This window comes from Staphylococcus pasteuri, from assembly GCF_003970495.1.
Lineage (GTDB): Bacteria > Bacillota > Bacilli > Staphylococcales > Staphylococcaceae > Staphylococcus > Staphylococcus pasteuri.
This window is the reverse complement of sequence record NZ_RXWW01000019.1, coordinates 1-12,201: the sequence shown is the minus strand read 5'-3', so window position 1 is coordinate 12,201 and position 12,201 is coordinate 1. Positions and strand designations below refer to the sequence as shown.

Below are 12,201 nucleotides of genomic sequence, written 5' to 3'. Positions count from 1 at the left end.
ATATTATTATAATAACGAGAACCAATCATTTTATAATAGAATCGTTAATTAAAATATAAAGATAATATTGTCTTGTAAATATTTATCAAAATCAACATAACCATTGAATTATGAATTATGATACAATCACATGTAGTGAGTTGAAATGATTATATAACATTTCAAACTAAAGTAACATATACATATTATTAGAACTTATGTTAGGAGATTTTTATATCACTAACAATTGATTAACATATACAACTAGAGTAATGGAGGTGTAGTAATGCCGCTGTTTTTAAAACCTATTTTTCATGAAAAATTATGGGGTGGTAATAAATTAGAATCATTTGGGTACAATCTTCCTAGCAAACATATTGGAGAATGCTGGGGTATTTCAGCACATCCCAATGGTACCAATGAAATTACCAATGGTCTTTATGCAGGCCAAACATTAGATAAAGTATGGGCAGAGCATCGAGAATTATTCGGTGAATTTCCAAGTAAAGATTTTCCATTGCTCGCAAAGATAGTAGATGCTGAATCGCCTTTATCTATTCACGTACATCCAGATGATTCATATGCTTATGAACATGAAAATGGCCAATATGGTAAATCAGAGTGTTGGTACATTATTGATGCGGAAGAAGGCTCTGAAATTGTTTTAGGCACAACTGCAGAATCTAAAGAAGTTTTTCAACAACAACTAGAACAAGGAACATTTGAAAATGATTTAAAGAAAGTAACAGTTAAGCCTGGCGAATTTTATTTTGTACCAGCTGGAACACTTCATAGTATAGGATCAGGAATTATTGCATATGAAGTGATGCAGTCATCCGATATATCCTATCGTATTTATGATTATAAAAGAGCCAAACATACAGGCGAGTCTAGAGAGTTAAATATACAAAAAGCTTTAGATGTGATGGAATTTAATAGTGATTTACCTAATATTATTCCAGAAAAAGAAATTATAGAAAGTCACCAATGTACGCATATTGTATCTAATGATTTCTTTACTATAGTAAAATGGGAAATTTCTGGCACATTAAATTATATGAAACCACGTGAATTTTGCTTAGTTTCAGTAATTGAAGGTGAAGGTAAACTTATTACAGATGGTGAAGTATTTAATATACAAAAAGGAAGTCATTTTGTATTAACTTCAGAAGATCTCGATAATATATTTGAAGGAGATTTTTCTTTAATTATTAGTTATATATAAACTTATATATTTAATACAAAGGATGTTCATAATTATGAAACAATTTTTATATATTTCTTTATTATGTGGTGTCATTTCAGGTGCAGGTGTGTTTTTTAATATGCCACATTATCCATCATTTATAATACCGAGAATAGTTGCTATTGTGGGAGTTATTAGTGCTATTCTTACAATTCGAGACAAAGAAAGTAGTTTTATGCTATCAATAGGCGGCATAATGATTAATTTGTTACCATTATTAGGCTCATTCCTACCTACACATTAAATAGCATAATAATTTTTATTGATAGTATACACATGCGCAGACTAATGATAAGTGTCATTGGTCTGTTTTTTAATAAAATATGTGAAAATAGTTGTAGTAGCGTCGTTTTGTTAGATATAATAAGGTAATTACAAAAACTTATTTTACATATAATAAGGTGAGGAGATTCGTGATGACAGAAGAAATTAATTACTTTTGGTTAAATTGTGGTTATAATAGGTGGAATCATAATGAACCTTTAGTAGGTCAAACGACATTATTTGAATCAGGTGCGCAATTTAATCCAACTCAAGGATATAGAGCATTTAAAAAAGCTAAAGCTGGAGACCAAGTCATTTTTTATCAAGTTCAAACTGATACAGGGCTACTTGGTTTTGGTGAAATCATTAGTGTCCAAGCTGGCGCCCAAAATAAAATTAGAGTTGAATTTCGTTTTAATGAAGTACTAAAACCTTTAACAACTGATTATTTAAAACGAAGCGAAGCGTTAGATTTTCGTATGAGTAATATGAAAGAAACGTTATTTAATCAAATTAGAAAAGAAGAATTTGATTTAATCATTCAACTTGGAAAAGGCGAAACAAAAATACCGCGTTATTTCTTTATGTCTGAAACTGAAGATTTTGAACCTGGTAAAAATTATACTATTTTTACTCACACATATAATGGCATTAAAAGAAATGGATATCATTTTTACACACAATTAGAAGTTGGAGATAATGTAATTATTTACAATAAATACCAAAACCAATCTGTTATAGGTATTGGTGAGGTTTCTAGACACATACATGAAAAGCCACCAATTCCTGGTAGAACTAATAGTACGGCAATTGAAATCATGTTTGGTAAACATATTACGGCAATTTCATTGAGTTATTTAAATAAACACCCTAAACTTAAAAACTTATATTTTCTTCAAGAAAATGCAAAACAAGCTATTGCAAGTATGTCACAAGTACAATATGACGCTATTTTAGAAATGAGCGATAATAATGGTATTAAAAATCCATTTGAAACTGTAGAAAAATCTCATTTATTAGAAGAAAACCAACAAGAAAATACACTTAAACCATTTATTTTATTAGTAGTTGATAAAAAAGAAGAAGGCTTAAAAGCCGCTAATGATTTATTACAAAAAACAAATGCTAATCCTATCATTACAACAGGCCATCCGGATTTTAGTGAAGATATGCTATACGGTAAGTATTTACCTAATGAAAGTGGCGCTCTATACTATCGTGAAGGTTTTATAACTCAAAATATGCCTAAAAAAGATAAAAGTTACCTTGTTATTGATAACTTTAATAGAATCGATCCAGATATATTCCAAACATATATTAACGTACTAGAAGGTTATGAAGTAACATTGCCTAGATATAATAAAGAAGGTAATATGATTAAATGGTCTAAAGACAAAGACTCATTTTATCATTTTAACCCGAATTGGCATATTATAGGTGTCACATACGACACTTTAGAAGAAATACAAGAGAAGTATACACAACAATTCTTAAAATATACTAGAATTGTGAAGGTTAACCAAGATTAATAATAAGTTGATTTTATGGAGTCGTTCAACTATTGCCATTCAAGTTATGTAACGGTAATTAGTAGATTTTCATAAAATCAACTTATTTTTTGTATATGAAAGGCTTAATTTGGTTTATAAATTTTCAAATAGGAAAAATGAGTAATGAGAAAGTAAGGAGTGGTGTTTAATATGGCAATTATTTATTATGATGGCAATTGTGTATATTGTTATAACTATGCAATATGGCTAATCCAAAATGGATTATCACATAAATACGAATTTGCTACTTTAGAAGGTGACTATGGTCAAAAATTATTTGATAAACATCCAGAAGCAAAAAATAGAAATAGTGTGATAGTTCTAGATGGTGATCATTTGGAATATCAATCAACAGCAATAGCATCATTAATTACATCTTTACCAAATCAGTATAAATTGTTAGGCGTACTATTGCGTATTATTCCTAAACCAATTAGGAATTTCGGTTATCAATTATTTGCAAATAATAGAGATAAAATGTGGAAGACACATTGGCATAAACCAAATGATTATGAGGCATCATTCTTTTTAGATAATAATCAAAAGATTAAATTAGTTCATTCTCAATTATAAACGACTAATTGAGAATGAAAATATTAGTTAAATTAAAAACAAATGTATTTTCAGTTTTTAAATATGTTTTATTGGGGTAATATAAATGTGAAAGGTTTATGAACTAGATTAGAATTATTATAAATTAAAGTGTCATATTCCTTTACAGATTATAATAATTCTAATATAATGTATGTACAATCAATAAAACGATAACTCAAAGGAGCGTATATTAATATGGCAAATAATCAAGAAGTAGTAAAAGAATTAAATCAACAAGTTGCAAACTGGACTGTAGCGTATACTAAACTTCACAATTTCCATTGGTATGTAAAAGGACCTAACTTCTTCTCATTACATGTTAAATTTGAAGAACTATATAATGAAGCAGCACAATATGTTGACGATTTAGCAGAACGTATTTTAGCAGTAGGCGGTAACCCTGTTGGTACTATGAAAGAAAGTTTAGATATGTCAATTATTGATGAAGCAGGAAAAGGTTATGCTGCTGAACAAATGGTAGAAGAATTATCTAAAGACTTTACAAACATTTCTAATCAATTAGAAAAAGCTATCAAAGTTGCTGGCGAAGCTGGTGACGATGTTTCTGAAGATATGTTTATCGGTATGCAAACATCAGTAGATAAACATAATTGGATGTTACAATCTTACCTTGGTAAATAATGACGATTAAGAAAAGCATGGTTTGACGATGAACCATGCTTTTTAATATTAAACTAATAATAGTAATATTCTTGAGGTTATAAAAAGAGATTAAGTGTTATCTATGAAAGACATCACTTAATCTCTATTTTTTTTATGTTTTAATTATTCGGCAATTTCAAGTGCTATTTCCATCATTTGAGTAAATGAAGTTTGACGTTCTTCAGCTGTTGTAGCTTCATCTCTTAAAATGTGGTCACTAACAGTAAATACGCCTAATGCTTTTTTGCCAGCATGAATAGCATTTAAATATAAACCTGCTGATTCCATTTCAATACCTAAAATGCCCATTTTCTTCCATGCATCATTAAATTTATCATCTGCATTATAGAATGTGTCTGATGATAATACGTTACCAACATGTGATACAGCACCAATTTTGTCAGCTGCTTGTTTGGCTTTAGTAACTAAATCAAAGTCAGCAATCGGCGCAAAATGACCTGGAATGTGATACTGATCTACATAATTTGAGTTAGTTGAAGCGGCTTGTGCAATGATGACATCATATAAATTAACGTTTTCTTGCAAGGCACCACATGAACCTACACGAATGATTGTTTCAACATCAAAGAAATTGAATAATTCATAAGAATAAATTCCAATGCTAGGAATACCCATACCAGAACCCATTACTGAAATTTCTTTTCCTTTATAAGTTCCTGTGTATCCAAACATATTACGTACTTCATTAAATTGTTCAACATTTTCTAAAAAGTTATCTGCAATATATTTTGCACGAAGAGGATCTCCGGGCATTAATACAGTTTTAGCGATTTTTACTCCATTTGGTTGAATATGAGGTGTACCATTTGTCATTTGTCATCTTCTCCTTAATTACTTAATCATATTTAAGATAACATTTGTTTAATTTTTTTGCTAATTTTTGTACTATATATATGAAGGGTATGTTAATTGAATACATTCGCTTAACATAGAAAAATATAGAGTTTGTATTCAATGTAAATAAGTGAGGAGGACCTTTTAATGAATTATGTAAAATTTATAGATCACACACAATTAAAGCCTGAATCAACACGTGAACAAATTGATAAAATTATTAATGAAGCAAAAGAATATGGCTTCAAATCGATTTGTGTAAATCCAACACATGTTAAGTATTCAGCTGAACAATTAAAAGGAACTGACGTACTCGTTTGTACGGTAATTGGCTTTCCACTTGGTGCATCAACTAAAGAAGTAAAAGCGTTTGAAACTAAAAATGCCATTGAAAATGGTGCTTCTGAAATAGACATGGTTATTAATATTGGTGCATTAAAAGATGGTCGATTAGATGAAGTAAAGGATGATATTGAAAGTGTTGTAAAAGCATCAAATGGTAAAACAGTAAAAGTCATAATTGAAACTGTATTATTAACTGATGAAGAAAAAGTAACAGCTTGCAAAATTGCAAAAGAAGCTGGTGCAGACTTTGTAAAAACATCTACTGGTTTTGCTGGTGGAGGCGCTACAGCTTCTGATGTTAAATTAATGAAAGATACTGTAGGAGAAGCATTAGAAGTAAAAGCATCTGGTGGTGTTCGAAATTTAGAAGATTTTAATAATATGCTAGATGCTGGTGCTACACGTATTGGAGCTAGTGCTGGTGTACAAATTATCCAAGGCTTAGAGTCTGATTCAAACTATTAAATCATTTCAGCAAAGTAAATCATATTAAATCAAGAAACAACCATCTAAAAGGAGGCTTTGTTTATGAGAATGATAGATATAATTGAAAAGAAACGTGACGGGTATGCATTAACAAAAGAAGAAATAGACTTTTTCATTAAAGGTTATACGAATGGCGATATTCCTGATTATCAAGCATCTAGTTTGGCAATGGCTATTTTCTTCCAAGATATGACTGAAGAAGAACGTGCAAATTTAACTATGGCAATGGTAAATTCAGGCGATGTCATTGATTTATCAAATATTGATGGAATTAAAGTAGATAAGCATTCAACAGGTGGTGTTGGTGATACTACTACACTAGTATTAGCTCCTTTAGTGGCTTCAGTAGGTGTACCAGTCGCGAAAATGAGTGGACGAGGATTAGGACATACTGGTGGTACAATTGATAAACTTGAATCAGCAAAAGGTTTCCATGTTGAATTATCAGAAGATGAATTTGTTAAACTTGTTAATGAAAACCAAGTAGCCGTTATGGGACAATCTGGTAATTTGACTCCTGCAGATAAAAAATTATATGCATTAAGAGATGTTACAGGAACAGTCAACTCTATTCCTTTAATAGCATCTTCTATAATGAGTAAGAAAATTGCGGCTGGTGCCGATGCAATTGTTTTAGATGTTAAAACTGGTAGCGGCGCATTTATGAAAACGATTGAAGATGCAGAAGCTTTAGCCCATGCTATGGTACGAATTGGAAATAATGTAGGTAGAAATACGATGGCAATTATTTCAGACATGAGCCAGCCACTGGGTAATGCTATTGGTAATGGTTTAGAATTAAAAGAAGCTATTGAAACATTAAAAGGTCAAGGTCCAGATGACTTAACGGAATTAGTACTTACTTTAGGATCACAAATGGTAGTACTTGCTAAACAAGCATCAACACTTGATGAAGCACGTGAATATCTAACACAATCTATTGAATCCGGTAAAGCATTGGAAAAATTTAAATCATTTATTAGTAATCAGGGTGGCGATGCTTCTATTGTCGATCATCCAGAAAATCTTGCTTATGCAAAATTTAAAATTGATTACGCTGCAAAACAAGATGGCTATATAACAGAAATGATTGCAAATGAGATAGGTGTTGCATCAATGATGTTAGGTGCCGGTAGACAGACTAAAGAAGATGTGATTGATTTAAGTGTTGGCATAGTATTAAATAAAAAAGTTGGCGACAAAGTCAAAGCCGGTGAATCTATATTGACGATTCATAGTAATAAAGAAAATATTGATGATATATTTGATAAATTGAATGAAAGTATTAGAATTGATAGTGAAAGTCATACACCAACATTAATTCACAAAATAATTACGGAGTAGGAGATGTAAATAATGACTACACCATTTAAAAGGGTTCATCTTATTGTAATGGACTCGGTAGGTATAGGAGAAGGACCTGACGCTGCAGCATTTAATGATGAAGGCTCACACACTTTAAAACATACACTTGAAGGATTTAATCAGTCATTACCTAACTTAGAAAAATTAGGTCTTGGCAATATTGATTCTTTACCAGTTGTCTCTAAAGTTGACCAACCACAAGCTTTTTACACAAAGTTAAGTGAAGCATCAGTTGGAAAAGATACAATGACTGGTCATTGGGAAATTATGGGATTAAATATTATGCAACCATTTAAAGTATATCCTAATGGATTTCCAGATGAATTAGTTGAAGAAATAGAAAGAATGACTGGTCGTAAGGTTGTTGCCAATAGACCCGCTTCAGGTACACAAATCATTGATGAGTGGGGAGAACACCAAATGAAAACTGGCGATTTAATCGTCTATACTAGTGCAGACCCAGTACTTCAAATTGCTGCACATGAAGATATTATCCCACTTGAAGAACTATACGATATTTGTGAAAAGGTTAGAGAATTAACAAAAGATCCTAAATATTTAATCGGTAGAATTATAGCACGTCCATATGTTGGTGAACCAGGTAACTTTACACGTACCTCTAATCGACATGACTATGCATTAAAACCATTTGGTAAAACTGTTATGAATTCATTGAAAGAAAACAATTACGATGTTATCGCTATCGGTAAAATTAATGATATTTATGATGGTGAAGGCGTTACAGAAGCTATTCGTACTAAAAGTAATATGGACGGTATGGATCAATTAATAAATGTAGTTAAAAAAGATTTCAATGGTATAAGCTTTTTAAATTTAGTTGACTTTGATGCGCTTTATGGACATCGACGCGATAAACCAGGTTATGCTCAAGCGATTAAAGACTTCGACGAAAGATTACCTGAACTCATCGAAAATTTAAATGAAGATGATTTAGTTATTATAACAGCAGATCATGGTAATGACCCAACAGCAGACGGCACAGACCATACGAGAGAATATATACCAGTATTAATGTTTAGTCCAAAAATTAAGGACTATCATGAATTACCAGGTGATACAACATTTAGCTCAATTGGGGCTACAATTGCAGATAATTTCAACGTAGAATTATCCGAATATGGAAAAAGTTATTTAAAAGAAATGGGAGTGGAACACGAATGAAATTATTAAGATGGACTTTAGGTTTAGTATTTGGATCAGCAGGTGTACTACATTTTACACATGAAAGAAATTTTAGAACGATTGTTCCTGATTATTTACCATTACAAAAGACAGCGGTTCTTGTCACTGGTGTATTTGAAATATTCTTTGGTGTAGCTTTATTAATTAAACGCCCAGCAAGTTGGTTGAAAAAAGGTATTAATTTATTCCTATTAGCAGTTTTACCAGCTAATGTTTATATGGCTAGAAAGAAATTACCACTAGGAGATAAACAAGTACCAGCATGGGCTTTATGGTTAAGACTACCTCTACAATTCGTTATTATGGGGTTAGTTAAAAAATTATAATAATAGCAATATGTAAAAAAAGACGTTATCCATTTTAGGATAACGTCTTTTCTTTATGATTAAGTTTATTATTTACCTTCTCCAAATACATCATGCCATTGGTCACGTTTATCTAAGAATGCTTGTGCAATTTCTTTTGCACCTTCAAGTGAATGGCTTGCTGCCCAACCACATTGAACTTCATTACATGCAGGAACTTCAGTTGCATTTAAAACATCGTTTAATGTTTTTTCAACTATGTTTAATACATCATCATAATCATCGTGATTAATGAATGATACATAGAAACCAGTTTGACAACCCATTGGACTTAAATCAACAACTTTATCTGTATGATTTCTAATATTTTCAGCCATTAAATGTTCTAAAGAATGTAATCCAGGCATTTCCATATGATCTTTATTTGGTTGTTTGAAGCGAATATCATATTTATTAATTTTATCGCCATTTAAGCCTTCCATAGTACCTGCTAATCTAATAAATGGTGCTACCACTTTAGTGTGATCTAAATTGAAACTTTCTACGTTCATTTTTGCCATTATATTACCCTCCTTGAATATACGTACAAACTCATTTAATGAATAACTAAATTGTAACAATACTATTTTGTTTTTACAATTTTAAGGTAAGAATGATTAATGGTTAAATTACAAGTTTGAATTGTAAGAAAATTGTGTAAACATTAATAAATGTAATGACATTTAAAAGTAAATCCGATAAAATGAGTAATAATTAATTGAACGATAAAGTTTATGGGTATCTTTAGAAAGATAGTGGATTAGTAGAATGGGAGTTAGGTAATATGAGCGAAAAGCAAAATATATTAGATTATATTGAAAATAATAAATACGAATATGTAGAAATGAGTCATCGCATACATGAAAGACCAGAACTAGGAAATGAAGAAATTTTTGCATCTAGAACATTGATTGATACATTAAAAGCAAATGGTTTTGAAATCGAAACTGATATTGCAGGACATGCTACAGGTTTTATAGCAACATATGAATCTGATAAAGAGGGTCCAGTGATTGGTTTCTTAGCAGAATATGATGCGTTACCCGGTTTAGGACATGCTTGCGGTCACAATATTATAGGAACTGCAAGTACATTAGGTGGTATTGCTTTAAAACAAGTTATTGATCATATAGGTGGTTCTGTAGTTGTTTTAGGTTGCCCAGCAGAAGAAGGTGGGGAGAATGGTAGTGCCAAAGCCTCTTACGTTAAAGCAGGCATTATAGATGATATTGATATTGCTTTAATGGTACATCCTGGCAACGAAACTTATAGAACGATTAATACACTTGCAGTAGATGTATTAGATGTGAAATTTTACGGAAAAAGCGCGCATGCATCTGAAAATGCAGATGAAGCACTTAATGCATTAGATGCAATGATTTCTTATTTCAATGGTGTAGCGCAACTTAGACAACATATTAAAAAAAGTCAACGTGTTCATGGTGTGCTTTTAGATGGCGGTAAAGCTGCCAATATCATCCCTGACTTTACACATGCACGATTTTATACAAGAGCCACTTCAAGAAAAGAGCTAGACGTATTAACTGAAAAGGTTAAACAAATTGCACGTGGAGCTGCTATTCAAACGGGTTGCGACTATGAATTTGGTCCTATTCAAAATGGAGTGAATGAACTTATTAAATCTCCTAAATTAGATGATTTATTTGAGAAATACGCAACTGAAATGGGAGAAGCGGTCATTGATGATGATTTTGGTTATGGTTCTACAGATACTGGTAATGTCAGCCATGTAGTTCCAACAATACATCCCCATATTAAAATTGGTTCTAGAAATCTTGTAGGTCATACGCATCGTTTTAGAGAAGCGGCAGCAAGTTTACAAGGGGATCAAGCATTAATTAAAGGGGCAAAAATTATGGCATTAATGGGTTTAGAATTAATAAATGATACGTCGTTATTCAATGAAATTGTTGAAGAACATCATCATATGAAGGGACATGTGAAATAATGAGTGAAAATGTATATAGTCCAAAATTAACTTTAAGTGATTTATACCAGGATAATGTAGTATATACTTCTAGACCTTCATACATTTCTAACCCATGGCTTAAACCAGATGAACATCAGTCTAATTTTTTAACAGGGCGAGAATTACTTATTGCGAATCAGTTTCCCGTTATAGTGCATGAAGCAAGTGTAACTGATAAGCTAGAGAAATTATTTGAAGAGGTAGGAAAACGTATTCCACCAAGTATTTATAAGTTTAGTGATCAACAAACATATGAATCATTAATTAAAAAATTAGCACATGAAGAAAGAAAAAAGATATATTTTCAATATATACATGACGAAGATGTACTTGAAAAATCATACTACGCTTTAAACAAAGATGTATTTGTAGCTTTGAATAATAAAGCAAGAATACCAGAATGGACGAATGGTAAATATCTTCCTCAAAGAGAAATTATACCTATAGAGCAATTCGATGAAGCTATAGAACATTGGAATTATCCATTTGTTATTAAACCGGGAGACGATTTACCAACTGCTGGTGGATACGGAGTGATGATTTGTTATAATAATCAAGATTTAGCTAAGGCTAAAAAACGTATTAAAGATGCAACTGAAGCTACAGAACAATTAATCATTGAACAAAAAATTGAAGCTGTTCAAAATTACTGTGTTCAATTTGCTTATTCAGAAGATATAGGGATTCAATATTTAGGAACAGCTAGACAATTAACCAATGAATATGGCTTTTATAATGGTAATGAAAACGTTGAAGATGTACCACAACACGTCATTGATGCTGGTAGAGAGATTATGTCAATAGGAGTAAGTTTAGGCTTCTTCGGTGTGGCAGGGTTTGACTTGTTATTAGATGAACATAATGATGTTTACGCAATAGATTTAAACTTTAGACAAAATGGTTCTACTAGTATGTTATTACTAGCTGATGAATTAACTAATGGATACCATAAATTTTATAGTTACTTTTCTGATGGTAATAATGACCATTTCTTTAACACTATTCTTAAATACGTGAAAAAAGGAGTATTATATCCATTATCTTATTACGACGGTGACTGGTACGGCGTCAATAAAGTCAATTCAAGATTTGGATGTATATGGCATGGTAAAGATAAAGCATATATTCAACAAATGGAAGAAGCATTTTTAAATGATTTAAAAGTTAAATAAAATAGCGACCCTTGAATTTTAAGTACAATAGCTTAATTTTCAAGGGTATTTTATAAAAAAGAAACACTAATAATATCATTAATTAGTATAAATGATTAATCCAATCAATGAATAAGTACGGTATAGCATCATCGCTCTGTTGACT

13 protein-coding genes are annotated in these 12,201 nt (G+C 31.2%); 11 read left to right on the top strand and 2 right to left on the bottom strand.

The window, feature by feature from the left end; translation table 11 throughout:
• Nucleotides 1–265: 265 nt before the first annotated feature.
• The 5 genes from CD121_RS02495 to CD121_RS02475 all read left to right on the top strand — a co-directional run bounded on the left by CD121_RS02495 (nucleotide 266) and on the right by CD121_RS02475 (nucleotide 4,275).
• Nucleotides 266–1,204, top strand: coding sequence for a type I phosphomannose isomerase catalytic subunit (locus CD121_RS02495; RefSeq protein WP_117239481.1), 939 nt, complete (start codon nucleotides 266–268; stop codon nucleotides 1,202–1,204).
• A 34-nt stretch (nucleotides 1,205–1,238) separates the two neighbouring features.
• Nucleotides 1,239–1,469, top strand: a complete 231-nt coding sequence (locus CD121_RS02490; RefSeq protein ID WP_017637005.1) for a hypothetical protein — start codon at nucleotides 1,239–1,241, stop codon at nucleotides 1,467–1,469.
• A gap of 172 nt (nucleotides 1,470–1,641) precedes the next feature.
• The gene (locus CD121_RS02485) at nucleotides 1,642–3,018 is read left to right on the top strand and encodes an EVE domain-containing protein (protein WP_126567385.1); all 1,377 of its coding nucleotides are present in this window, start codon (nucleotides 1,642–1,644) and stop codon (nucleotides 3,016–3,018) included.
• Between the two features lie 171 nt (nucleotides 3,019–3,189).
• Nucleotides 3,190–3,612, top strand: a complete 423-nt coding sequence (locus tag CD121_RS02480; RefSeq protein ID WP_046466894.1) for a thiol-disulfide oxidoreductase DCC family protein — start codon at nucleotides 3,190–3,192, stop codon at nucleotides 3,610–3,612.
• Nucleotides 3,613–3,828: 216 nt separating this feature from the next.
• A complete protein-coding gene (locus tag CD121_RS02475; RefSeq protein ID WP_017636802.1) occupies nucleotides 3,829–4,275 on the top strand; it encodes a Dps family protein in 447 nt (148 codons plus the stop codon).
• Between the two features lie 144 nt (nucleotides 4,276–4,419).
• Here the strand turns inward: CD121_RS02475 and deoD are convergent, their stop codons facing one another.
• Nucleotides 4,420–5,130, bottom strand: a complete 711-nt coding sequence (deoD, locus tag CD121_RS02470) for a purine-nucleoside phosphorylase (protein ID WP_017636801.1) — start codon at nucleotides 5,128–5,130, stop codon at nucleotides 4,420–4,422.
• Nucleotides 5,131–5,298: 168 nt separating this feature from the next.
• Between deoD and deoC the strand changes: the two genes are divergently transcribed.
• The 4 genes from deoC to CD121_RS02450 all read left to right on the top strand — a co-directional run bounded on the left by deoC (nucleotide 5,299) and on the right by CD121_RS02450 (nucleotide 8,876).
• Nucleotides 5,299–5,961: a deoxyribose-phosphate aldolase gene (deoC, locus tag CD121_RS02465; protein ID WP_126567384.1), complete on the top strand. Its 663-nt coding sequence runs from the start codon at nucleotides 5,299–5,301 to the stop codon at nucleotides 5,959–5,961.
• Nucleotides 5,962–6,024: 63 nt separating this feature from the next.
• A complete protein-coding gene (locus CD121_RS02460; RefSeq protein WP_070452973.1) occupies nucleotides 6,025–7,326 on the top strand; it encodes a pyrimidine-nucleoside phosphorylase in 1,302 nt (433 codons plus the stop codon).
• A gap of 12 nt (nucleotides 7,327–7,338) precedes the next feature.
• Complete coding sequence (gene deoB, locus CD121_RS02455) at nucleotides 7,339–8,529, top strand: phosphopentomutase (RefSeq protein ID WP_126567383.1); 1,191 nt, start codon at nucleotides 7,339–7,341, stop codon at nucleotides 8,527–8,529.
• On the top strand, nucleotides 8,526–8,876 hold the full coding sequence (locus CD121_RS02450) for a DoxX family protein (RefSeq protein WP_017636797.1): 351 nt from the start codon (nucleotides 8,526–8,528) through the stop codon (nucleotides 8,874–8,876). Before deoB ends, CD121_RS02450 begins: the two co-directional genes overlap by 4 nt.
• A 68-nt stretch (nucleotides 8,877–8,944) precedes the next feature.
• On the opposite strand, the gene CD121_RS02445 is transcribed toward CD121_RS02450, so the two are convergent.
• Nucleotides 8,945–9,415 carry an S-ribosylhomocysteine lyase gene (locus CD121_RS02445; RefSeq protein ID WP_017636796.1) on the bottom strand — a complete coding sequence of 157 codons (471 nt, stop codon included), beginning with the start codon at nucleotides 9,413–9,415 and terminating at the stop codon, nucleotides 8,945–8,947.
• Nucleotides 9,416–9,678: 263 nt separating this feature from the next.
• On the opposite strand from CD121_RS02445, the gene CD121_RS02440 reads away from it, so the two are divergent.
• Nucleotides 9,679–10,863, top strand: coding sequence for a M20 family metallopeptidase (locus CD121_RS02440; protein WP_126567382.1), 1,185 nt, complete (start codon nucleotides 9,679–9,681; stop codon nucleotides 10,861–10,863).
• Nucleotides 10,863–12,056, top strand: coding sequence for an L-aspartate--L-methionine ligase LdmS (gene ldmS, locus CD121_RS02435; RefSeq protein WP_017636794.1), 1,194 nt, complete (start codon nucleotides 10,863–10,865; stop codon nucleotides 12,054–12,056). The genes CD121_RS02440 and ldmS overlap by 1 nt, the downstream gene beginning before the upstream one ends.
• Nucleotides 12,057–12,201 lie beyond the last annotated feature (145 nt).

Coding starts and splice junctions, on each gene's coding strand:
- CD121_RS02495 (WP_117239481.1), top strand. CDS start 266: ATGCCGCTGTTTTTAAAACCTATTTTTCATGAAAAATTATGGGGTGGT.
- CD121_RS02490 (WP_017637005.1), top strand. CDS start 1,239: ATGAAACAATTTTTATATATTTCTTTATTATGTGGTGTCATTTCAGGT.
- CD121_RS02485 (WP_126567385.1), top strand. CDS start 1,642: ATGACAGAAGAAATTAATTACTTTTGGTTAAATTGTGGTTATAATAGG.
- CD121_RS02480 (WP_046466894.1), top strand. CDS start 3,190: ATGGCAATTATTTATTATGATGGCAATTGTGTATATTGTTATAACTAT.
- CD121_RS02475 (WP_017636802.1), top strand. CDS start 3,829: ATGGCAAATAATCAAGAAGTAGTAAAAGAATTAAATCAACAAGTTGCA.
- deoD (WP_017636801.1), bottom strand. CDS start 5,130: ATGACAAATGGTACACCTCATATTCAACCAAATGGAGTAAAAATCGCT.
- deoC (WP_126567384.1), top strand. CDS start 5,299: ATGAATTATGTAAAATTTATAGATCACACACAATTAAAGCCTGAATCA.
- CD121_RS02460 (WP_070452973.1), top strand. CDS start 6,025: ATGAGAATGATAGATATAATTGAAAAGAAACGTGACGGGTATGCATTA.
- deoB (WP_126567383.1), top strand. CDS start 7,339: ATGACTACACCATTTAAAAGGGTTCATCTTATTGTAATGGACTCGGTA.
- CD121_RS02450 (WP_017636797.1), top strand. CDS start 8,526: ATGAAATTATTAAGATGGACTTTAGGTTTAGTATTTGGATCAGCAGGT.
- CD121_RS02445 (WP_017636796.1), bottom strand. CDS start 9,415: ATGGCAAAAATGAACGTAGAAAGTTTCAATTTAGATCACACTAAAGTG.
- CD121_RS02440 (WP_126567382.1), top strand. CDS start 9,679: ATGAGCGAAAAGCAAAATATATTAGATTATATTGAAAATAATAAATAC.
- ldmS (WP_017636794.1), top strand. CDS start 10,863: ATGAGTGAAAATGTATATAGTCCAAAATTAACTTTAAGTGATTTATAC.